General features: G+C 70.0%; 19 protein-coding genes. 15 read left to right on the top strand and 4 right to left on the bottom strand.

The features are described 5' to 3' along the window. The first annotated feature begins 8 nt into the window (after positions 1-8). The 3 genes from CHC05_RS26315 to CHC05_RS26305 are packed head-to-tail and all read left to right on the top strand — an operon-like array spanning position 9 to position 3,011. Positions 9-539 carry a PadR family transcriptional regulator gene (locus CHC05_RS26315; RefSeq protein ID WP_089253254.1) on the top strand — a complete coding sequence of 177 codons (531 nt, stop codon included), beginning with the start codon at positions 9-11 and terminating at the stop codon, positions 537-539. Continuing rightward, a complete protein-coding gene (locus tag CHC05_RS26310; RefSeq protein WP_089253253.1) occupies positions 536-1,243 on the top strand; it encodes an ABC transporter ATP-binding protein in 708 nt (235 codons plus the stop codon). Before CHC05_RS26315 ends, CHC05_RS26310 begins: the two co-directional genes overlap by 4 nt. 1 nt (position 1,244) lies before the next feature. Next, positions 1,245-3,011 carry an FtsX-like permease family protein gene (locus CHC05_RS26305; RefSeq protein WP_089253252.1) on the top strand — a complete coding sequence of 589 codons (1,767 nt, stop codon included), beginning with the start codon at positions 1,245-1,247 and terminating at the stop codon, positions 3,009-3,011. Between the two features lie 975 nt (positions 3,012-3,986). On the opposite strand, the gene CHC05_RS40910 is transcribed toward CHC05_RS26305, so the two are convergent. Beyond that, complete coding sequence (locus tag CHC05_RS40910) at positions 3,987-4,907, bottom strand: hypothetical protein (protein WP_144022779.1); 921 nt, start codon at positions 4,905-4,907, stop codon at positions 3,987-3,989. Between the two features lie 534 nt (positions 4,908-5,441). On the opposite strand from CHC05_RS40910, the gene CHC05_RS41660 reads away from it, so the two are divergent. Next, positions 5,442-5,633 (top strand): hypothetical protein, encoded by a 192-nt coding sequence (locus CHC05_RS41660; protein WP_089253251.1) that lies wholly within the window; start codon positions 5,442-5,444, stop codon positions 5,631-5,633. Positions 5,634-6,425: 792 nt separating this feature from the next. Here CHC05_RS41660 and CHC05_RS26295 read toward each other — a convergent pair. Continuing rightward, the gene (locus CHC05_RS26295; RefSeq protein WP_089253250.1) at positions 6,426-7,583 is read right to left on the bottom strand and encodes an MFS transporter; all 1,158 of its coding nucleotides are present in this window, start codon (positions 7,581-7,583) and stop codon (positions 6,426-6,428) included. A gap of 87 nt (positions 7,584-7,670) precedes the next feature. Here CHC05_RS26295 and CHC05_RS26290 point away from each other — a divergent pair, with 87 nt between their 5' ends. From CHC05_RS26290 to CHC05_RS26245, 10 genes are all read left to right on the top strand, one after another. Then, a complete protein-coding gene (locus CHC05_RS26290) occupies positions 7,671-8,771 on the top strand; it encodes a hypothetical protein (RefSeq protein ID WP_089253249.1) in 1,101 nt (366 codons plus the stop codon). Then, a complete protein-coding gene (locus tag CHC05_RS26285) occupies positions 8,771-9,517 on the top strand; it encodes an SET domain-containing protein (protein ID WP_089253248.1) in 747 nt (248 codons plus the stop codon). The genes CHC05_RS26290 and CHC05_RS26285 overlap by 1 nt, the downstream gene beginning before the upstream one ends. Before the next feature lie 78 nt (positions 9,518-9,595). Further along, positions 9,596-10,696 carry an S-(hydroxymethyl)mycothiol dehydrogenase gene (locus tag CHC05_RS26280; protein ID WP_089253247.1) on the top strand — a complete coding sequence of 367 codons (1,101 nt, stop codon included), beginning with the start codon at positions 9,596-9,598 and terminating at the stop codon, positions 10,694-10,696. Between the two features lie 310 nt (positions 10,697-11,006). After that, complete coding sequence (locus CHC05_RS26275) at positions 11,007-12,191, top strand: ROK family transcriptional regulator (RefSeq protein ID WP_089253246.1); 1,185 nt, start codon at positions 11,007-11,009, stop codon at positions 12,189-12,191. A gap of 159 nt (positions 12,192-12,350) precedes the next feature. Further along, a complete protein-coding gene (locus CHC05_RS26270; RefSeq protein WP_089253245.1) occupies positions 12,351-13,451 on the top strand; it encodes a sugar ABC transporter substrate-binding protein in 1,101 nt (366 codons plus the stop codon). Further along, entirely contained in the window at positions 13,448-14,995 is a 1,548-nt protein-coding gene (locus tag CHC05_RS26265) for a sugar ABC transporter ATP-binding protein (protein ID WP_218824689.1), read from the top strand. The genes CHC05_RS26270 and CHC05_RS26265 overlap by 4 nt, the downstream gene beginning before the upstream one ends. Further along, complete coding sequence (locus tag CHC05_RS26260) at positions 14,988-15,926, top strand: ABC transporter permease (protein ID WP_089253244.1); 939 nt, start codon at positions 14,988-14,990, stop codon at positions 15,924-15,926. The genes CHC05_RS26265 and CHC05_RS26260 overlap by 8 nt, the downstream gene beginning before the upstream one ends. Further along, positions 15,923-16,852 carry an ABC transporter permease gene (locus CHC05_RS26255; RefSeq protein WP_089253243.1) on the top strand — a complete coding sequence of 310 codons (930 nt, stop codon included), beginning with the start codon at positions 15,923-15,925 and terminating at the stop codon, positions 16,850-16,852. Before CHC05_RS26260 ends, CHC05_RS26255 begins: the two co-directional genes overlap by 4 nt. After that, on the top strand, positions 16,845-17,690 hold the full coding sequence (locus CHC05_RS26250; RefSeq protein ID WP_089253242.1) for an SMP-30/gluconolactonase/LRE family protein: 846 nt from the start codon (positions 16,845-16,847) through the stop codon (positions 17,688-17,690). Before CHC05_RS26255 ends, CHC05_RS26250 begins: the two co-directional genes overlap by 8 nt. 17 nt (positions 17,691-17,707) lie before the next feature. After that, complete coding sequence (locus CHC05_RS26245; RefSeq protein WP_089253241.1) at positions 17,708-18,415, top strand: helix-turn-helix domain-containing protein; 708 nt, start codon at positions 17,708-17,710, stop codon at positions 18,413-18,415. On the opposite strand, the gene CHC05_RS26240 is transcribed toward CHC05_RS26245, so the two are convergent. After that, positions 18,400-18,975, bottom strand: a complete 576-nt coding sequence (locus CHC05_RS26240; RefSeq protein WP_089253424.1) for a dihydrofolate reductase family protein — start codon at positions 18,973-18,975, stop codon at positions 18,400-18,402. The genes CHC05_RS26245 and CHC05_RS26240 overlap by 16 nt on opposite strands. A gap of 105 nt (positions 18,976-19,080) precedes the next feature. Here CHC05_RS26240 and CHC05_RS26235 point away from each other — a divergent pair, with 105 nt between their 5' ends. Beyond that, complete coding sequence (locus CHC05_RS26235) at positions 19,081-19,731, top strand: response regulator (protein ID WP_089253240.1); 651 nt, start codon at positions 19,081-19,083, stop codon at positions 19,729-19,731. Here the strand turns inward: CHC05_RS26235 and CHC05_RS26230 are convergent. Continuing rightward, positions 19,728-21,374, bottom strand: a complete 1,647-nt coding sequence (locus CHC05_RS26230; protein WP_089253239.1) for a Na+/H+ antiporter — start codon at positions 21,372-21,374, stop codon at positions 19,728-19,730. The genes CHC05_RS26235 and CHC05_RS26230 overlap by 4 nt on opposite strands. Positions 21,375-21,476 lie beyond the last annotated feature (102 nt).

Raw genomic sequence — 21,476 nt, 5'->3', positions numbered from 1 at the left:
ATAACGGCGTGCAGGACGTCGTGTTGGCCATGCTGGCCAAAGAGCCGGCCTACGGGTACGACCTGCGCGCCCGGATGCGGGACGCGCTCGGCCCGCTCGGCGAGGCGATGAACGCGGGGCAGATCTACGTCACGCTGGCCCGGCTGGCCAAGGCCGGGCTCGTGACCTCGGAGCGCGACGAGGGCCTGCCGGACCGGCCCGACCGCCGGGTCTACGCCCTGACCCCGTCGGGTCAGCAGCGGGTGGCGGGCTGGCTGACCGAGGTGAGCTGGCCGAAGCCGGACCTGGCGGAGTTCCACCTGAAGCTCGTGGCCGCCGCGGCCGGCCGGCTGGCCGATCCGGTGGCGCTGGTCGACGCGCAACGGCGCGAGGTGCTGCGGCGGCTGCGCGACGCCCAGCGAGCGGCGCTCGACCGCGCGGTGGATCCGGTCGCCGGGCTGCTGCTGGAGGGCGTGGTGTTGCGGCTGCGGGCCGACCTGGAGTGGCTGGAGGCGTGCGAACTGGCGTGGGCCGCGCGTGAGCGGGAGGCCTCGTCATGACGGCGCTGCGGGCGCGTGGGCTGACCAAACGGTACGGCTCGGACAACACGCTCGTGCGCGCCGTCGACGAGATCGACCTGGATGTGCCGACCGGCCAGACGCTGGCGATCATGGGGCCGAGCGGCTGCGGCAAGTCCACCCTCCTGCACCTGCTCGGCGGGCTGCAACGCCCGACGCGCGGCGAGGTGTGGCTGGCCGACCGCCGCATCGACACGATGTCGGAGCGGGCCCTGGCCCGGCTGCGGCGAGACGACGTCGGGTTCGTCTTCCAGTCGTTCCACCTCATGGACGAGCTCACTGCGGTGGAGAACGTCGAGCTCGCCGCGCTGCTGGCCGGCCGATCGCCGAGCCGGGCCCGCAAGCGGGCGCTGTACCTGCTCGACCGCGTCGGGCTCGCCGACCGCGCCACGCACCTGCCGTCGGCGCTGTCCGGCGGGCAGCGGCAGCGGGTCGCGATCGCCCGCGCGCTGAGCAACGAGCCGCTGGTGGTGTTCGCCGACGAGCCGACCGGCAACCTCGACAGCGCCGCCACCCTGGAGGTGCTGCGGCTGTTCGACGACCTGCGTCTCCATGGCCAGACGCTCGTGGTGGTCACCCACGACGCCCGCATCGCCGCCGTAGCCGACCGGGTGATCGCGATGCGCGACGGCGCGTTCGCCGACGACAACCGGCTCGTCGGCACCGTGTACGACGGGCGTCGCTGACGTGGCCGGTCGCCTCCTGCTGGTCTGCCGGCTGCTGGTCCGGGACCTGCGCCGCCGCCGGGCCGAGACCGTCCTGCTGCTGGTCGCCGTCAGCGCCGCGACCGCCACGCTGACCGTCGGTCTCACGCTGCACGACGTCGCCGCCCGGCCGTTCGCGCAGACCCGGGCAGCCACCGCGGGCCCGGACGTGATCCTCAAGCCCCGTTCGACGGGCCAGGCAGCATTGGACGAGCTGGCATCGCGGGTGTCGGCGCCCGGTGTCGCTGACCACAGTGGACCGTTTCCCATCGCCTACCTGACGATGACCGCCGGGGAGACGACGGCGCACGTGGTCGTCGAGGGCCGGTCCGCCGCACCGGTGTCGGTGGACCAGCCGGCGGTGACCGCCGGCACGTGGGTACGCCCCGGCGGCGTGGTCGTCGAACGCGCCTTCGCCGACGGCCTCGGCATCGGTGTGGGAGACACGGTCAGCGTCGACGGCCATCCGCTGCGGGTGTCCGGGACGGCAGTCACGGCCGCGCGGGCGACGTACCCGTACGCGGGATGGCACTACCCGGGCAGCATCCTGGTCGAACGCGGGGGCCTGGTCTGGGTCGACCAGCGCGACATCGCCGCATTGGCCGGCGGCCAGCCGCTGTCGTACACCCTGAATCTGAAACTCACCGACCCGAACGCCCTCGCCGCGTACCGGGTCGGAGACCAACTCACCACGTGGCGGGCGATCGACGACCTCAACAGCCGCCTGTACGGGGACGCGCAGACGACGTTGCTCGTCGGAAGCTGGCTGCTCAGCGGCCTGGCCCTGGCGGGCGTAGCGACCATCGTCGCGGGCCGGATCATCGGCCAACGCCGCAGGGTGGGCCTGCTCAAGGCCGCCGGAGCCGGGCCGGCGATGATCGCCGCCGTCCACCTGGCCGAGTACCTGGTGATCGGGTTGGCCGCCGCCACCACCGGCCTGGCCGCGAGCTGGTTCGCCACACCGGTGCTGATCCGCCCGAGCGCGGGCCTGATCGGCTCGATCACCGCCGCGCCACCCGCGGCGCGCACCGTGCTGGCGGTGACGGCCTTCGCGTTGGCCATCGCCGTCGCGGCGACCGTGGTGCCGGTGGTGCGGGCCGCGACCACCAGCACGGTCCACGCGCTGGCGGACGCCGCGACCCCACCCCGCCGCCGGCGGTGGCGCATTTGGCTGTCTCGGCGGTTACCGACGGCCCTGCTGATCGGAGTGCGGATCAACGCCCGCCGACCGCGCCGGGCCCGCCTGGTCACGGTCAACACCTTGATCACCACGACGGCGATCGTCGGAACTCTGATGCTCAACATCCGGGCGCAGCCGGACTTCGATCTGGGCTACACGGACCTCGCCAACCCGCGCGGCGAACGACAGGACCAGGCGCTGCTCGTGGTCATGGTCGTGCTGGTCGCCCTGGCCCTGCTCAACGCCGTCGTGAGCACCTGGACCGCGGTCCTGGACGCCCGCCAGCCGCTGGCGGTCGCGCGAACGCTGGGTGCCACGCCCGCCCAGGCGGGCGTGGGCCTGGCGGTGGCACAACTGCTGCCCGCGGTGCCGGGCGTCGCCGCGGGAATCCCGGCTGGCATCGCCCTCCTTACCTTGATCAGCCGCGACGAGGTCCAGCGACCACCCGGCTCGTGGCTGCTCGCCACCGCGTTCGGGGTGCTGCTGGCGATCGCCGCCTTGACCGCTGTCCCGGCGCTACTGGCCACCCGCCGCGGGGTCGTGGACACCCTCCGGTCGACGCGGGGCTGATCACCAACGAAATCGGGCCGTGTCGCCGCTGATCCGCAGCAGGAAGTCCTCGATCGCGGCGTCGCTGTCGTCGCTCCGCCACGCGTCGCATGATCTTTCGAAGAGGGGTCTGATTTCGGGCCAGCCGGGGGCCTGACTGAAAGCGGCAGTCGGACCAGAACATGTCATGGCTCTCGAGGACCAACCTCCGACGAGGCGGTCGCCCGCTTGAACTCCCAGCTCTGCTCTGCCACGCGATCATTCAACCGCCATCGCTCGTTGCTGCCGCATCGGTTCGATCGGTTGGCTGTCGTGGTTCATCATGACGTCGTGATCAAGCGGGGAAGGACCGAATCTGGTCAGCTGAGTGTGTGGCGGCTCGGCCGTCGCCGGCTGGCCTTGTGTCCCCGGTTCCCCTCAGCCCGCCTGGCTTGATGGCTGGAGCGGGGCTCAGGGGCCGTTCGAGATCATCGTGGTGGCCATCCTCGTTGTGCTGGCTGTCGGCTACCTGCTCAACTGGCTCGCCACCCCGCGACGTGGCCTTGCCGAACGGTGTCCGGCCGCTGGTTGGTCGTCGCCCACCCCGCTCGCACCCCACCTGGCGAGAATTACCAGGGCAGCGACCAGCCACATCAGCGCCGGCTAACGGCCCGCTCAGCGGCAACGGCACTGATTCGTCAGTGGGCAGAGACATCGCGCAGCTCGGCCACCCGCAGGAGCCGCAGCCCAACTAGCGGGGGAGCCTGCGCGACGGGATGGCCCACCGAGCCCCACAACCGCCTCCAGCGCGAAGGTCAAAGGCCCGTCGGCAGGCCGATGTATACGACCTCCCGTGGGCCGTCCGTGCTAGCCCGGGCCGTCATTTGGGCCGTCAAACGCCACCCGACTTCGACCAACGTCGACCAGCACTGTCGTACGAAACTGCAGCTCAACCATGGTGACCAGCGCGGACGCCAGGACGGTGACGGACGCCTCGGCCTGTACGCCAGATTAGGATCAAGCGAGGCACGATGGACGGTCCACATACCTCACTCCAGCAATGCCGAGTAGCGGATATCGCCTGGTGTTGGCTGGATAAGGCTGTCCGCCACCGCCTGGCGTCGGCAGCACGCAGATTGTCCTTGACCTAACCTTATTAGCCTTGAGGATTTCGATGGTCCGGTCCTTCTCTCTCAGGAAGGTGTGCCAGCCATCCTTTGTTGCAATTGTGTAGCCAATCCGAGGAGGGTCCATCCCCACTTCAACTTTTTCCAGCGGCATCCACGGGCGCCGCACAATCTGTGCGGCAGTGTCGGAGCCCCGCGGAATGTTGTAAAGGCTCTGTGCAAGCATGCATACGCAGGTAGCACCCACAACGATCGCGACGACTACGATCAACCTTAGAGGTCCCCATAACAGTATGAACTTGAAGAACTTGTCAGGCCTCTTCTTGGTGTCCTTCACCCACTCATTAAAGGGCCCGATTGGCCGAGTTGGTGGGTCCCAGAAGGCCAGCACCAAGCTCGCTCCGCCCGCAATCGTCGCCCACCGGTAGTCAACCCAGATAGTGTGCCACTCCTGGCCTTGCAGTAAGGCTGGGACATCATTTGCAGATTCCCAAGTCGTGTCCCAAGCGTCCGTCAATTTCGCGTACGCTGGAGATACAACGACCGTTGCGCCCGCCGCAAGCGCCGCGAACGCATATTTCCGCACGATAGTCAGGAGTATGGTCAACGCGGGCAGGAAGGGCGGCAGGAGTGGGATGGTCGTGCCCAGAAGAGTATTTACGAAACCGCCTGAGGACGCGATCGTCGTTGCGGTTGCCACGTCGTAATTCGATATGATCAGAAGTCGTACGGCTGAGGCAAAGAGCAGGACAACGGGAGACAATAACAGAGCCTTTAGCCAGCCGCCCGTAAAGTTTATCTTCTGGGCCATACGCTTCCTCATTGACCGTCGGCGTCGGCGGGCCTCGGCCAAGACGAAGCCGCCAGCCCGTGCGCGTCGGACGATGTCGTGAGGGCTGACCCTTGTACAGTCTTTTGACCGATACTTGTCAATGAAGTATGAACTGTCTGGGCACCACGGTAGGTTTCGGCCCGATGTGAGGCACCTGTCGGCCGTACAGCCAGGGCGACTACCGAGGGCAGGGTCGCGTTCGTTGGGGAGAAATCTGGGAGATGATCTCGCTCGCGACCGGCGGACACGCCGCCAGAGTCCGACGACTGGCAACGGTCTGGCCAGTAGGTATGGGGTACTTGGTCATGTCGACGCGGCACGTTGACCTAGTCGACACCGAAATGGGTCGTGACTTCGCCGTAGACTTGGTCCAAATGTCCTTACTGGACCAATCTTGGAGTTCGGTCCACCGAACACCATCGGGGGCGTCCGCTCGGTCGCCCTACCGGGAGCCGCTGTCGACGCGCTCAGAGATCATTTCGCGCGGGATACGTCCTCGACGACCCGGAAGCGTTGATCTTCACCGGTGACAGAGGTGCGCTGCTCCGGTCCGGCAACTTCCGGCGTGCGACCCGCTGGGCCGAGTCGACGCGTGCGGCTAGCCCGGGCGGCGACCTCCACTTCCACGATCTCCGCCGTACCGGCAACACCCTCGCGGCGGCGGCCGGCGCCAGCGCCAAGGAACTGATGACCCGCCTCGGCTAGTCAAGCATGCGGGTCGCACTCGGCTACCAACACACGGCCACCGAAGGCGACCGCGAGATCGCGGACGCCATGGACAAGAGGATCAGGCGCCAACGGCGCAAGGCCGGCTCTACTGGCACGCCAATGGCACGCAAGATCGAAAAGTCTTAGAGCGAGTTCAACCACGAACCGCGAGCAACAGGCCTGACCTGGCAAAACGCGGAGAGGGGGCGACGGGAATCGAACCCGCACCGTCATTTTGGAAGACGGTGGTTCGAATCTCGGCGTCGGCTGCTGCCGAGGTCCGTTGGCCTAGGTGCGCAACCCTGTAGGACACGCCGACCGGTGAGTGCACCGATCGTCCGGCTGGCTCGTGGTCGCGCTCACCAACTACATGCGCAACGCGCCATGCGGCAGCGAACGCTGGCCTCGTGGCGCCGTCTACGACGACGCCGTGGTCGCGTTCCGACCGGATGGCGGTCGTAGGTCACCATGACATCGTGATCAAGCGGGGAAGGAAAGAATCCGGCCAGCTGAGTGTGCGTGGAGGCTGGGCCGTCGCCGGATGGCCTGGTAACCCCGGTTCCCCAGCCCGCCTGGCTTGATGGCTGAAGCGGAGCCGTCCTCCTGGTCCTAGCCGTCGCTTACCTGCTCAACTGGCTCGCCGCACTGCTAGCCACCGCGCGACGGCGCTGATTCGTCGGTGGGCGAAAGACATCGAGCAGCTCGGCCGACCTCAGAGAACCGCAGCACGATCTGCACATGCTCATCCGATGGTGGCGTTCGGTGTGGCAACGCGTCTGTAGGACCAGGTCAGGTCGTTCGATCGTGGTCGAGGACGGTCGATCGGAAGCGCCACAGTAGGAGCAGGTCGTAGCCCGCTTTGGCCGATCCGGCGAGCACCAGTGGTGCGGCGAGGTACCCGCTGGCGAGCAACCAGCCGGCGAGGGCCGGTGTCGCGGCGGCGGCCAGGCTGCGGGGCACGTTGGTGACGCTCGCCGCGGCGGCCCGCTCCGCGGGGAGTACGGCGGCCATGACTAGTGCTTGGCGAGCGGGTACGTCCATTTGAGACAGCAGCGATCGCAGCAGCAGGAACCCGATGGCAAGCGCAGGGTGGGGTACGAGGGCGGCCAGGATGAGGAAGACGTTGGCCGGCAGGTGGGTGAAGACCATGGTGCGGACCAGCCCGATGCGGCTGGCGAGGCGGGGTGCCAGGAGCTGTGAGAAGGCGGCCAGGGTGCCGGCGCAGAAGAACACGGTGGCGGTTGACGCGGTCGACAGGTCGAATCTGAGGTAGAGCCACACGACGAGCAGCGACTGCACGACCAGGCCGCCGCCGGCGGAGTCGAGGCTGAACAACGCGGCGAGGTGCAGGACGACGGTCCGTGAGTGTTCGAGGGGCTTGGTGGGGGTGGGCGGCGGCGGCTCGTCGGGTGGCAGGCCTCGGTAAACGAGCGCGATGATCGCGGCGACGGCGACGTAGAGCAGGAAGCCGATCCGGCCGGTGATGGCACCGGATGCCAGCGCGCCGAGTGCGCCGGCGAGGTTCCCACCGACGTTGTAGAAGGCGTAGATACGGGTGCGGGCCCCGCCGGCCGCGTGGTCGGCAAGGAAGGCCTGCTCGGTGGGGAGGAATACGCTGACGTCGCCAGCTGACGGGTTGAGGGTGCCGACGAAGGCGATCACTAGGAGCGGGACGAACGCGGTGATCGCGAAGAAGCCCAGTCCCGTCGCGACCATGAGCGCGCTGGCGCCCAGCAGGAGGGCACGGAAACCCAGCCGCACGCCGGTGAGACCGACCAGGAGCGTCAGCGTGGCCGAGCCGACCAGGGTCCCCGTGACGATGAGGCCGATTTGCAGCGGTGTGAATCCGACCTCCACGAGATGGCGGGCGAGCAGGACGCTGACGAACCCGTCGGCAAACCCGCGCAGCGTGCGGACGAGCACCACACGGCGCACATCGGGATGCATCGGTGAGCTCCTGAATCAGTCGCTGGACGTCGCACCAGGGTCCTTCGGGGCGCCGTGGCCAGGCTGTAGCGATCTAGCCTGTGCCCCGTGAGCTACGACATCACGATCGCTGCGCATCGGGCGTTGACGGTCGAACTGGTGGAGTCCTGGGCCGCCGCGCGGTCCTGGGTGGTGACCCGCGAGCCGGACCACCTCGTCCTCGAGTCTGGCCGCGCGCAGCTTGAGGTGTGGGGTCCGGATCCGGCCGAGGCCGACGACTTCGAAGAGGCGCTTGCCGCCGCTTGTCTCGCACCGCGGTGGATGGTTCAGGTCTCGACCGCCGCTACGGCGCCGAAAGCGGCGATCGCCCAGCTGCGGAGCCTCGCGCGGCACCTCGCGGAGCAGACCGATGGCGCCGCGTTCGACCCGCGTCAGGATGGGCTGATCTGGCCGCGTGGCGTGCGCAAGGCGACGGTTCCCGCCGGCGAGCGGGAGACCTCGATGCTGACGCTCGACTGGTTCGTCGCTCCCAGCCGTTGGGCTCAGACCGCGGGCGGGCTCGTCGACCTCCTCGCGCGTTTCTGTCCGGAGGCGCTGCCGACGCGCTACGGCGAGTGGGAACCACTGCCGCATCGGTTCGAGCGGGGGCAGTTCACGCGAGCCGTCCACGGCCCGAAGGTGTTCTGGCGGTCGACGCGGCCCTGCTTCGGCGGCTGGGCTTACGGTCCCGGCGACGGCGCGTTCCCGGTCGGTCGCATCACGCTGACGTTCGACGGCGGCCTCGTCCGGGCCGACGATCGGTGGCGGGAGGGCGTCGTCGACCTGTTCACCACCGGCGCGGAGCGGTTCGGCGCCTTCTTCGCGGCGGCTCAGGACGAGCCGGGCTACACCGTGTCCCGCAACCGCCCGTGGCAGACCGACTCGATGCAGAGTGGCGAGTACTTCCTGCGCGGGACCGACTGGCAAGGCCTGCCGCCGGTGCCCATGTGGCTGAGCTGGTACGGCGGCCCCTACGCGACGCTGGTCAGCCCAGGGCTGGTGCGCCTCGGCGAAGCCCCCAAGCCGCGCGCCGACCTGCCCGAGGTCGTGCCGCCCGCCGAGCTCACGTACCGCCACCGCCCTCCGTTCGTCGACGCCCACGGGGCGATCGCGATGGAACCGGCCCGACCGGAAGACCGCGCCTCTCAGATCCCCGACCTGGAGTCCTGATGACGTGGCCCGCGCCCGAACCCGACTGCTGGTTGCACCCGGCGGTCGAGGTGCGCGCGGATTCCCTCGCCGGCCAAGGGCTCTTCGCCCGCGAGCCGTTGCCGGCGGGCACCGTGGTCTCCCGCATCGGAGGGCGCCTCGTCAGTGGGGAGGAACTCCGGTGGCTCCTGGACGCCGCTCACGACTACGTCGACACCATCACCGTGGCCGACGACGTGCACCTCGTGCTCCCGGCCGGACAGCTCAACGGCAAGGGAAACCACAGCTGTGACCCGAACCTGTGGTGGGGCGCTCCGTACACCCTGGTCGCCCGCCGCCGCATCGCGGCCGGCACGGAGCTGACCAACGACTACGCCACGAGCACCGGCGACCCGGCCTTCACGATGCCCTGCCGGTGCGGAGCCGCCGCCTGCCGAGGCGTCGTCACCGGTCGCGACTGGACCAGACCCGACCTCCAGGCGCGCTACGGCCCGCATTGGGTTCCCGCCCTCCTCGACCGGGTCCGACCGACCCGCGACGCCGTCGAGGCCTGGTTCGTCGGGGTGCTGGACGGCAGCCGGTCCCGCGACGACGCCGACCGGTGGGCCGCGAAGTGGGACGCCGACGACGAGGCGGTCCGGTGGGCGCTCGACCTGCTGCACGGCATCGACCTGCAGGTGGACCGCACCGGCATGTTCCTCCACGACGACGAGCAGGTGCGCGGCTGGCTCGCGGAGTTTCGCGCTCGCCGCGCGGGCGACAGCTGACCCTCGGCTGTCGCGCGTGGCACGGGGGTTCCTGTTCAATGAAGCGGCCGGGTGGACTAGCGGGCGAGGAGCAGCGACATGCAGCAGGTGCAGGGTGTGGTGGCGCGCAAGAAGGGCGCTCCGGTCGAGATCGTCACGATCAATGTGCCGGATCCTGGGCCCGGTGAGGCCGTCGTGAAGGTGTTGTCGTGCGGCGTTTGCCACACCGATCTGCACTATCGCGAGGGCGGGATCAACGACGACTTCCCGTTCCTGCTCGGCCACGAGTCGGCCGGCATCGTCGAGTCCGTCGGCAACGACGTCACCGAGGTCGCGCCCGGTGACTTCGTGGTGCTCAACTGGCGTGCCGTGTGCGGGCAGTGTCGGGCCTGCAAGCGCGGCGACCTGCACTACTGCTTCGCCACCCACAACGCCAAGCAGAAGATGACGCTCGAGGACGGCACCGAGCTCACGCCTGCCCTCGGCATCGGCTCGCTGGCCGAGAAGACCCTGGTGGCCGCGGGGCAGTGCACGAAGGTCGACCCCGAGGCGCGGCCCGCGGCGGTCGGGCTGCTCGGGTGCGGCGTGATGGCCGGCATCGGTGCCGCGATCAACACCGGTGCGATCACCCGGGGCAAGAGCATCGCGGTCATCGGCTGTGGTGGTGTCGGCGCGGCCGCGATCACCGGTGCCGCGCTGGCCGGTGCGAGCCCGATCATCGCCGTCGACATCGACGCGAAGAAGCTGGCGAAGGCCAAAGCCCTCGGCGCTACCCACACGATCGACTCCTCCACCACCGACCCGGTCGCGGAGATCAAGAGCATCTGCGCCCAGGTGTACGAGGGTGCGGACGGCGCCGACGTCGTCGTCGAGGCGGTCGGCCGCCCCGAGACGTGGAAGCAGGCGTTCTACGCCCGCGACCTGGCCGGCACCGTGGTCCTCGTCGGCGTGCCGACCCCCGACATGAAGGTCCCCGACCTGCCGCTGATCGACGTCTTCGGCCGCGGCGGCGCGCTCAAGTCGAGCTGGTACGGCGACTGCCTGCCGAGCCGCGACTTCCCCCTGCTGGTCGACCTCTACCGCCAGGGCCGCCTGGACCTCGACGCGTTCGTCAGCGAGGAGATCGGCCTGGCCGACGTCGAGGCGGCGTTCGACAAGATGCACCAGGGCGACGTACTCCGGTCGGTCGTCATCCTCTGAGCCTGAGCGAAAGGGCCGGCACAGCGCCGGCCCTTTTTCGTGCCACCGCACCAGGCAATAACGCCAGCCGGATCACGCTCTCTGGAGGCCAGTTCGGCCCGCAGCAGGCAAAACCCACGCCCATCCTGTACCACGATGGATCTTGCCAGGCGCAAATAGCCAACCTAGCCGGCAAATTGGGCGCCCTTTTGAATAGACCAGTCCTAATGAGACGGCGAATTCGCGCCAAGCGCGCCCGAGTATTGACTGCTATCGGCATCCGCGCTGATACTCGTCCCACCCCAAGGGAACACCAAGGGAATGAGGTGCGATGTCGTCTCCGGTCCCCTCCGCACAGCGCTCGGCCAATCGGGCCCGGGTCGTTCGTGCGTTGCGGGAACGTGGGGCGCAGAGCCGCCGCGCGCTGGCCGAGATCGGGCTGTCGCGCTCCACCGTCAAGAGCGTCATCGAGGAACTGCTCGACGACGGCACGATCATGGAGGTGTCCGACGCCGACCGGCGGGTGGGCACCGGGCGACCGCCCACGCTCGTCGGGCTCAAAGGCGATCTCGGCGTGGCCGTGGGCATCGAGATCGCCAACGGCGTCGTGCGAGCGGCCGTCTGCGACACCGCCCAACAGCTCCTCGCGCACGACGCGGTGCCGATGGACGACCACACCCCGCCCGCCGCGACGCTCAAGACGGCGGGCACGCTCGTCGAGCACATGCTCGACCGGCTCGGGCTCGGCAAGGACCGCGTGCTCGGCGTCGGCGTCGCGATGCCCGGGCCGATCCAGCGCAACACCGGTGTCAACGGCCGGGCGACGACGCTCAAGCCGTGGGTCAACGTCAACCCGTACGCGACGGCGTCCGATGCCTTTCGCCTGCCGCTGCTGGTCGGCAACGACGCCAACTTCGCCGCGCTGGCCGAGACCACCTGGGGCGTCGCCCGCGGCATGCGGGACATCGCCTACATCTACACGGCGTCGGGCATCGGCGTCGGGTTCATCCTCGGCGGCGCCCTCTACGTGGGCGCCAACGGCACGGCCGGCGAGCTCGGCCACACCACGATCGACGAGAACGGCGAGGTCTGCCAGTGCGGCGGCCGCGGCTGCCTCAACACCCTCGCCAACGCCGACTCGATCACCCAGAACCTGTGGCGCAGCCACCGCGACCGCCTGTCCATCGCCGAAGTGATCAAGATGGCGGAGATGGGCGACGTGGGCTGCCGGCGGGTGATCGCGGACGCCGGCCGGCACATCGGCCTCGCGTCCGCCAACATGTACAACCTGCTCGACCCGGAGCTGATCGTCCTCGGCGGGAACCTCGCTCCGGCGGGCGAGCTCCTGCTGGCTCCGTTGCGCGAGTCGATGGCCCGGCGGGCGATCCACGCCGGGGAAGTGCTGCCTCCGGTCGTCGTCGGCGCGTTGGACGAACACACAGTGGTCGTCCTGGGCGCCGCGGCGGCGGTGCTGCGGGACACCGAACGGTTCCCGCTGCCCAGCAAAAAACAGTAAGAACAAGCCCGAACGGCCAGGACCACGAACGCGGCCCTGGCCGCCCAGCCACACGCCAGTGCGGGCACTCACACCACATTTGGCCGGCGGTTGCAGCCGCAGGCCGAACGCCAAGCGCCGCGGGTCGGACCCGTCGCGCCTTCACCCGGTGGAGCAACCATGAATCTACCTCGATCCTTAGGACGAGCGGCCATCGCGGCGACGCTGCTGCTGGCGATCGGCGCGTGCGGCGACGCCGCCACCCCGGCCGCGAGCGGAAAGAAAGCCGGCAAGATCAAGATTGCCCTCTCCAACTCCTTCATCGGCAACCAGTGGCGCGTCGAGATGGAGAACGTCTACAAGGCCGCCTGTGCCATGCCGCCGTACGTCGACCAGGTCGAGTGCAGCGTCTTCAACGCCGGCAACGACGTCTCGACGCAGTCGCGCCAGATCTCCAACCTCATCTCGCAGGGCGTCGACGCGATCGTCATCAACGCCGCCTCGACCAGCGGCCTCAACGGCGTGGTGCAGCAGGCGTGCGATCGCGGCATCGTGGTCGTGTCGTTCGACAACATCGTCGACAACAAGTGCGGCCTGACCGTCAACACCGACCAGATCAAATTCGGCCAGCAGCTCGCGCAGTTCATCGTCGACGAGCTCAACGGGCAGGGCAACGTGATCATGGTGACCGGCGTGGCCGGCACCGGCGCCGACAACGACCGCAACAAGGGCGCCAAGGACGTGTTCGCCGCCAACCCCGGCATCAAGGTCGTCTCCACGTACACGGGAATGTGGGACTCGGCCACCGCTCAGCGCGCGACGAGCGCCCAGTTGCCCAACCTGCCCGAGATCCACGGCGTCTGGGTGTCCGGCGGCACCGACGGCGTCATCAAGGCGTTCGTCGCGGCCAAGCGCCCGATGCCGGTCGTCGGCGGCGAGGCCGAGAACGGGTTCCGCAAGTTCATGGCGGGCCTGCTCACGCCGAAGGTGAACGGCATGTCGATCGGGCAGCCCCCGTTCCTGTCGGTCATCTCGCTCGAGCTCGCCCGCGCCGTGGTCAAGGGCGAGCATCCCAAGGAGAGCATCACGATCCCGTTCCCGGTGGCGACGTCGGACAACATGGTGCCCGGCGAGACGGTCTTCCCCGACCTGCCGGACAGCTTCTTCGCCGACTTCACCGACTCGGGACCCAACGCCACCGTCATCCTCTGCCAGGAGGCGGCGACGGACGGCACCCCGTGCCCGGGCAAGACCCTCGACGTCAACCTCGGCACACCATGACCGAGACCTCGTCGATGGCGCCGGCGCAGCAGGAGTCCGGCTCCCAGACCCTGGCGGTACGGGCATCCGGCGTCGACCGCGCCTTCGGCGGGGTCCAGGCGCTCCGGGACGCGTCGTTCGCGGCGCGTCCCGGCGAGATCCACGCCCTCGCGGGAGAGAACGGCGCCGGCAAGAGCACCCTCATCAAGGTCCTGTGCGGGCTCATCAAGGCCGATCGGGGCACCGTCGAGATCTTCGGCACCGAGGTCAGCCGGGTTGTCGAACCGGCCGCCCGACGCCGGATGGGGGTAGCGACGGCGTTCCAGGAGCTGTCGCTGCTCCCCGACCTCACGGTCGCGGAGAACCTGCTGCTGGAGAACCCGCCGAGGGGTCGGCTCGGGCTGGTCAAGAGGCGCGGCCTGGGGCCGGCCGCCGAGGAGATCCTCGGCCGGTACGGCGTCGACGACATCGACCCGCGGGCCACGGCCGCCGACCTGTCGGTCGCCCAGCGGCAGGTGGTCGAGCTCGTGCGGGTGCTGGCCGGCGAACCCCGGGTGGTCATCCTCGACGAGCCGACCGCCGCGCTGGCCGACCGGCAGGTCGAGTGGCTCGCCGGGCACATGCGGCAGCTGCGGGACGCGGGCAGCTGCGTCATCTTCACCTCGCACCGCTGGCGCGAGATCGAGGCACTCGCGGACCGGGTGACCGTGTTCCGCAACGGCACCCACGTCGCGACCCGGGACACGCTGTCCGAGGCGGAGGCGGTCACGCTGATGAGCGGACGGTCCTTCGCCGGTGCGTACCCGGAGCTCACGACCGTGCCGCAGCGCGAGAGCGCGCTGCGCGTCAAGGGCCTCCATAGTGGACGTCTGCACGGGGTCGACCTCGACCTGCGGCGCGGCGAGATCCTCGGTGTCGGCGGCCTCGCGGGCCAGGGCCAGCGGGACCTGTTCCTGACGCTGTTCGGTGCCCAGAAGGCCAGGCAGGGCACGATCACGCTCGACGGCAAGGCGGTCGCGATCCGCTCGACGAAGGACGCGATCAGGGCCGGCATCGCCTACGTGCCCGAGGACCGCAAGGCCGAAGGCCTCTTCCTGCCGCTGTCGATCCGCGACAACATCGCGGCGGCCACCCTGTCGCGCCGCAACACGGCCGGGTTCGTCCGACGAGGAGCCGAAAGAACAGCCGTCGGGTCCATCGTGGACCAGCTCAGCATCGGGAAAGGGCGGTCGACCAACCGGGCCGTCGACACGCTCTCGGGCGGCAACCAGCAGAAGGTCGTGATGGCCCGCTGGCTGCTCACCGACGCACGGATCCTGCTGCTGTTCGACGTCACCCGCGGCGTCGACGCGGCCACCAAGCACGACATCTACGAGCTGGTCGGGAAGCTCGCCGCGCAGGGCCGGGCGATCCTCTACTACTCCAGCGAGACCGAGGAGATCGCCCACCTGTGCCACCGGGTCCTGGTGCTGCGCGAGGGCCGCGTGGCGGCCGAGCTGGCCGGGCCCGTCGGCGACGCGGAACGGATCGTCGCGGCGTCCATCAAGGAGAATCACGATGCGTGAAGCGTTGCGCCGGGTGAGCATCGGCTACCTGGTGCTGGCGGCGACCGCGGTCGCCTACCTCGTCGTCTACACCTCGCGGCTGGGCCGGTTCCCCACCTCGTTCGACTACCTGTCGATCCTCAACACCACCCTGCCGCTCGTGTTCGTCGCGATCGGCCAGAGCCTCGTCGTGCTCACCGGCGGCATCGACCTGTCGGTCGGCGGCATGGTCAGCGTCTGCGTCGCCGTGACCGCCACGACGGTGTCGTCGTCCGTCTTCTGGCTCGTCGTGGTGCTGGCGCTGGGCACCGCCTGCGGTGCGCTCAACGGCCTCATCGTCGCGTACGGGCGGATAGCCCCGATCCTCACGACGCTGGCCACGCTGTCCATCTTCACCGGCCTCGCGCTGCGGGTGATGCCGGTGCCCGGCGGCTCGATCCCGCAGGAGGTGCGGCTGGTCCTGACCAACCCGGCGACGCCGACAGGCCTGATCTGGCTCGGGCTCGCGGTCGTCGGCTGGCTCGTGCTGCGCCGCACGAGATTCGGCATGCGGGTGTACGCCATCGGCAGCGACGAGGCCAGCGCCCGCGCGGTCGGCGTGCCGGCGGCGGCCGTGAAGCTCAAGGTGTACGCGCTCTCGGGCCTCTGTTCCGCCCTGGCGGCCGTCTTCTACGTGTCGACCACGACCTCCGGCGACGCCAACGCCGGCAACCCGTTCATCCTCACCTCGATCGCGTCGGTCGTCGTCGGCGGCGTCGCGTTCGCCGGCGGGCGGGGCAGCGCGCTCGGCGCCGTCGCCGGTGCCGTGGCGCTCACGCTCGTCATCGACATCCTGTTCTTCTCCGGCATCGACCCGCTCTACCAGTCGCTGTTCCAGGGCCTGTTCCTCGTCGTGGCGGTCCTGCTCGGCACCGTCGCCGCCCTCGCCGCCCGCCGCCGGAGGCAAGCATGAGCACCCGACGCGTCCTGTACGCCCTCGGCGGCACCGTCGCCGTCCTGCTCGTCGGCGCGATCCTGCACCCCGGTTTCGCGTCCTGGTCGAGCCTGCGGGTGATGCTCGTCGTCGCCAGCTTCACCGGCTTCGTCGCGGCCGGGCAGATGCTCGTGGTGCTCGTCGGCGGCATCGACCTGTCGATCCCCTGGGTCCTCAATGGAGCCGCCATCGTCCTCACCACGTCGAGCCTCGGGCAGACCTCGCGGGCACCGCTGGCGATCGTGCTGGCGCTGGGGGTGGGCGCGCTGGTCGGGCTCGGCAACGGGCTGGGCGTCGCCTGGCTCGGGGTGCCGGCCGTCGTCATGACGCTCGGCATGAACGGCGTGATGCAGGGCCTGACGTTGGGCCTCTCCAAGGGATTGACGTGCGCGTCGTGCGGCTCGTACGCACCGGAGCCCTTGCGTGGCCTGTTCGACGGAGCGCTGCCGGCGCAGCTGTTCCTCTGGGCGGGCGTCGGCCTGTTCATGACCGTGCTGCTCACCCTGACCACCTTCGGGCGCCGGGTGTACGCCGTGGGCGTCAACCCCCGCGCCGCGTTCCTGTCCGGCGTCGGCGTACGCGGCGTGACCGTCGCCCTCTACACACTCAGCGGCGTCTTCGCGGCACTGGCCGGCATCGCGCTCGTCGCCTACGGCGGGCAGCCGTCGCTGGGCCTCGGCGACCCGTACCTCTTCGAGTCCATCGCCGCCGTCGTGGTCGGCGGCGTCTCCATCCTCGGCGGGCGCGGCCACTATCTCGGTGTCATCGCCGGCTCGTTGACCCTGGTGGCGGTGACGACGTTCCTCCAGGCGCAGCGCGTCCCCGAGTACGGCCGCCTCATGATCTACGGCCTGGTCATCCTCGCGATCCTGTTCGCCTACGGCCGGGAGAAGGCTCATGACTGACGTGACCGTGTTCGACGACATCCCCTGCGAGCTCGGCGAGAGCGCGCTGTGGGACGGCTCGCGGTTCTACTGGGTCGACATCCTCGGACGCCGGATCTACGCCAAGGCCTGGCCGTCCGGGCCGGTGCTGACGCTGCCGGTGCCGGACCTGGTCGGCAGCGTCGCGTTGCGGGTCGGCGGCGGGCTGGTCGCGGCGTTGCGGGACACGATCGCGTTCTGCGACGTCGACGCGGGCACGGTCGAGGTCGTGCGCACGGTCGACACCCCGGCCGGCACCCGCCTCAACGACGGCGCGGTCGACCCGTCGGGCGCGTTCTGGGTCGGCGCGATGCACATGGACGAGCAGGAGCCCCTCGGCTCGTTCTACCGCCTGGACCCGTCGTTGGGGCTGACCCGCGCGTTCGGCGGCATCACCTGCTCCAACGGGCCGGCGTGGAGCCCCGACGGCACGACGATGTACCACGTCGACTCCACCATCCGACAAATCCGGAAATATCTGGTAAGCCCGAACGGCGGCGTCGGCGAGGCGCAGCCCTTCGTGTCCGATGTGGACCACCCATGGTTCCCCGACGGGGTGACGGTCGACGCCGAGGGCTTCGTCTGGAACTGCAAGTTCGGTGGCTCCCGCATCGTCCGCTACGCCCCGGACGGCAGCGTCGACCGCGTCGTGCCGGTCCCGGTGGCCAAGCCGACCCGCTGCGCGTTCGTCGGCCCGGGCCTGGACGTGCTGGCGGTGACCTCGGCGCGCGTCGGCGGCGACCCGGCGCCGCTGGCCGGCCAGGTGCTGCTGCTCGACCCGGGCGTCCGCGGTCTGCCGGCCCCCCGCTTCGCCGGCTGACTATCTATCCTGCTCGGGTGGCACTGCGGTTCGAGACGCGCGGGTCCGACTCGTCGTGGATCGACTCCGTGTGGACCTGCACGAGCGGCCGGGTCACGGAGATGACGTCGGTCGCCACCGCGTGCTGGGGTCTGGTGTTCTGGGAGCAGGAGGGCCGGGCGTACGCGACGGTCACCGGCCCCGAGACCAGGACCGGCACGGCGCCGGTGCCCGAGGGCGCCAGCTTTGTCGGCATCGAGTTCGCGGTGGGCACGTCGTTGCGGATCGTGCCCACCCCACACCTCGTCGACGGTGGCGCTCAGCTTCCCGACGCGACCCACCGGGCCTTCTGGCTCGACGGCACGCGGTGGGAGACTCCTGGCCCCGACGACGCCGAGGCCCTGGTCGCCCGCCTCGTCCGCGCCGGTGCCGTGGTGCGCGACCCGCTCGTCACCGACGTCCGCCATGGCCACGACCCGGACGTCTCGACGCGCACGGTCGAACGTCGGTTCCGCACCGCGACCGGGCTCACCCAGGGCGCGGTGCGGCAGATCGAGCGTGCCCGGGAAGCCTCGTTCCTGCTGGCCGCCGGCGCCACGGTGGCCGACGTCGTCACGAAGCTCGACTACTTCGACGAGCCGCACCTGAGCCGGGCGTTGCGGCGCTTCGTCGGCCGCGCGCCCGGACAGCTGCACGCGGGCACCGGCGGCGCGATCGCCCTGGCGCTGGATCAGCCGACGTCGTAGATCAGCTTGAGGATGCCGTTCGAGTAGGCGTGCGTGTCGCGCAGCTTCAGCATCTGCTTGTCCTTGTCGGTCCTGCTGAACACGCTCGTGCCGGCGCCCAGCAGCACCGGGAACACCAACAGGTGGTAGCGGTCGACCAGACCCGCGTCCGACAGCCGCCGCGCCAGGTCCGCGCTGCCGTGGATGAAGATCGCCCCACCCTCGGTCCGCTTGAGCGCCGCGACGTCCTCGGTCGAGCGCAGGATCGTCGTCGGACCCCAGCCGTCGACGAGCGCGTCGTCGGACAGCGTGCTCGAGACGACGTACTTGGGCAGCTCCTTGTAGGAAGCGTGGTCGTCCGACTGCGGCCAGGTCTGGGCGAACGCCTCGTAGCTGCGCCGGCCGAACATCAGCGCCGTCGTGTCCGCGAGCTCCTCACCCTTGATCGACCAGGCCTCGGGTACGAACTCGAGGTCCTTGAAAACCCAGCCACCGCTGCGGTGCTCCTCCCCGGGCCCACCGCCCGGCGAGTCGACGACACCGTCGAGCGACATGAACCCGGTGTAGACAAGATCACGCATGTGGGTCTCCCCCATTGAGTCGGGCGGCGTACCCGGACCATGCTAGGAACATCCCGACCACCCGTCTTGTACGGAAACGACACGCGCGGCTGGAGGTCGCCGACAATGGCCGAGACCAGGATCCTGCTGGCCGACGACCACGCACTGGTACGCCGCGGCGTGCGGCTGATCCTCGACGCCGAGCCCGACCTGACCGTGGTGGCCGAGGCCGCCGACGGTGCCGAGGCGATCGGCTTGGCCCAGGAACACCGGCCCGACCTCGCCGTCCTCGACATCGCGATGCCGCGGCTGACCGGGTTGCAGGCGGCCCGGGAGCTGTCGCGCTCGACGCCGGACCTGCGGATCCTGATCCTGACGATGTACGACAACGAGCAGTACTTCTTCGAGGCCCTCAAGGTGGGCGCGTCGGGGTACGTGCTGAAGTCGGTCGCCGACCGCGACCTGGTGGCCGCCTGCCGGGCCGCGATGCGGGGCGAGCCGTTCCTCTACCCGGGCGCAGTCAACGCGCTGGTCCGGCATTACCTCGACCGGGTCAGGGACGGCGAGGGCGTGCCGGCCCGGGCGATCACCGGCCGCGAGGAGGAGGTGCTCAAGCTGGTCGCCGAGGGGCACTCGTCACGGCAGATCGCCGACCTGCTCTACATCAGCGTCAAGACCGTCGAGCGGCACCGGGCCAACCTGCTGCAGAAGCTCGGCCTGCGGGACCGCCTGGAGCTGACCCGCTACGCCATCCGGGTCGGTCTCATCGAGCCCTAACGGCGATCCGGCAGCAGGCCCTCTTCGTGGTCGAGCTCTCGTTGCAGGACGCGCAGGCCCTCGTCGGGGAGCTGGCCGGCGTCCCGCCAACGGACCACCTCCTCGCGCTGCGCGTCGATCGCCGCGCGGCGGACCCGCAGCGCCGCCTCGTAGCGGGCCGACACCGGCACCTCGGCCGAGTCCGCGTCCCGGAGCAGGTCGAGCCGGCCCTGGTAGCGGGTCAGCCGGGCGCGCAGTTGGGCCCGGGTGGCGTCGATCGCGCGTGCCTCGTCCTCGTCGCCCTCCTCGGCCAGCTCGTCGAGCCGTTCCAGGGCCGCCGCGACCGACGCGGAACGGGCCTCGTTGCGCAGCCGGGCCTGGTCGGCCTGGTTCGCCCGCAGGCCGAGCATCCGCACCAGCGGCGCGAAGGTCAGACCCTGGCCGACCAGCGTCACCAGCACCACGATGAAGGTGCAGAACAGCAGCAGGTCCCGGTCCGGGAACGGCGCACCGGAGTCGGTGGTCAGCGGCAGCGCGAAGATGGCGGCCAGGCTGATCACGCCGCGGGTGCCGGCCCAGCTCAGCGCGACCACCTCGCGACCGGCCAGGCCACGGCGCGGCTCGCGGTCCGGCTCGTCGCCCTCGTCGCTGATCAGTCGGGTGTGCAGCGAGCGGGGCAGCGACTGGGTGAGCAACAGCCACAGCGGCCGCAGCAGCAGCACCACGCCGACGCTGATCGCGACCGCGATCAGGATCGTCGACAGCGCGTACTGCTCGAGGCCGCGGACGACCCGGGGCAGCTGCTGGCCGATCAACAGGAAGACGAAGCCCTCCAGCAGGAACTCGACCAGCCGCCAGACCGCGGTGGTCTGCAGCCGGCTCGCACCCGAGGAGCGCGGCGCGTGGTGACCGATGATCAAACCAGCGACGACCACCGCGAGTACGCCCGAGACGTGGATCTCCTCGGCGAGCGGGTACGCGCCGAACGGCGTGGCCAGCGAGATCGCGTTGGCGGTCAGCGGGTCGTCCCGCAGCTTGCGGAGCAGCCGGACCAGGTACGCGACGGCGACGCCGACCAGGACGCCCCCGGCCGCGGCGAACACGAACTGACCGACCGCCGAGCCCCAGGAGAACCCGTCGCCGACGGCCGCCGCCACCGCGACGGACAGGATCGTCAGCGCGGTCGCGTCGTTGAGCAGGCCCTCGCCCTGGATGATCGTGAGCACCCGGGGCGGCAGCCCGACCTTGCGTCCGACGCCGAGCGCGGCCACCGGGTCGGGCGGGGCGATCGCGGCGCCGACCGCGATGCCGGCCGCCAGGGTCGCGCCGGCGACGAGCCAGGCGAACCCGACGCCGATCACCAGGGCCGTGGCCAGCACCAGCAGCACCGAGAGGCTGACCACGATCCGCAGGTTGCGGCGGATCGCCATCAGCGACGAGTCCAGCGCCGCGCCGTAGAGCAGCGGGGGGATCACGAAGGTCAGGATGATCTGCGGGTCGAGGCTGATGTTCGGCCCTGGCAGCACGGAGTACGCGATGCCGATGAGCGGCAGCAGCGCGGCCGCCGGCAGGCCGGTGCGCTCGGCGACCCACCGGACCAGCACGACCACCGCGACCGCGGCAAGGACGAAAATCAAGATCGTTTCGACGCTCACCGGTTCCATTCTCCAGCTGGGTGCACGAGTTGCCGTAACCAGGAAAGATGATCAACAGCTGTGCGGCTATGGGTGGCAGCACCCATTTCCCGGCGCGGAGTTGGACTGGGT

The sequence above is a fragment of the Asanoa hainanensis genome, assembly GCF_900188485.1.
In the GTDB taxonomy this organism is placed as follows: Bacteria; Actinomycetota; Actinomycetes; order Mycobacteriales; family Micromonosporaceae; genus Asanoa; species Asanoa hainanensis.
Note: the sequence above shows the minus strand (reverse complement) of the source record. Positions and strands in the feature narration are given on the sequence as shown.

Coding starts and splice junctions, on each gene's coding strand:
- CHC05_RS26310 (WP_089253253.1), top strand. CDS start 536: ATGACGGCGCTGCGGGCGCGTGGGCTGACCAAACGGTACGGCTCGGAC.
- CHC05_RS40910 (WP_144022779.1), bottom strand. CDS start 4,907: ATGGCCCAGAAGATAAACTTTACGGGCGGCTGGCTAAAGGCTCTGTTA.
- CHC05_RS26295 (WP_089253250.1), bottom strand. CDS start 7,583: ATGCATCCCGATGTGCGCCGTGTGGTGCTCGTCCGCACGCTGCGCGGG.
- CHC05_RS26285 (WP_089253248.1), top strand. CDS start 8,771: ATGACGTGGCCCGCGCCCGAACCCGACTGCTGGTTGCACCCGGCGGTC.
- CHC05_RS26280 (WP_089253247.1), top strand. CDS start 9,596: ATGCAGCAGGTGCAGGGTGTGGTGGCGCGCAAGAAGGGCGCTCCGGTC.
- CHC05_RS26275 (WP_089253246.1), top strand. CDS start 11,007: ATGTCGTCTCCGGTCCCCTCCGCACAGCGCTCGGCCAATCGGGCCCGG.
- CHC05_RS26270 (WP_089253245.1), top strand. CDS start 12,351: ATGAATCTACCTCGATCCTTAGGACGAGCGGCCATCGCGGCGACGCTG.
- CHC05_RS26265 (WP_218824689.1), top strand. CDS start 13,448: ATGACCGAGACCTCGTCGATGGCGCCGGCGCAGCAGGAGTCCGGCTCC.
- CHC05_RS26260 (WP_089253244.1), top strand. CDS start 14,988: ATGCGTGAAGCGTTGCGCCGGGTGAGCATCGGCTACCTGGTGCTGGCG.
- CHC05_RS26255 (WP_089253243.1), top strand. CDS start 15,923: ATGAGCACCCGACGCGTCCTGTACGCCCTCGGCGGCACCGTCGCCGTC.
- CHC05_RS26250 (WP_089253242.1), top strand. CDS start 16,845: ATGACTGACGTGACCGTGTTCGACGACATCCCCTGCGAGCTCGGCGAG.
- CHC05_RS26240 (WP_089253424.1), bottom strand. CDS start 18,975: ATGCGTGATCTTGTCTACACCGGGTTCATGTCGCTCGACGGTGTCGTC.
- CHC05_RS26235 (WP_089253240.1), top strand. CDS start 19,081: ATGGCCGAGACCAGGATCCTGCTGGCCGACGACCACGCACTGGTACGC.
- CHC05_RS26230 (WP_089253239.1), bottom strand. CDS start 21,374: ATGGAACCGGTGAGCGTCGAAACGATCTTGATTTTCGTCCTTGCCGCG.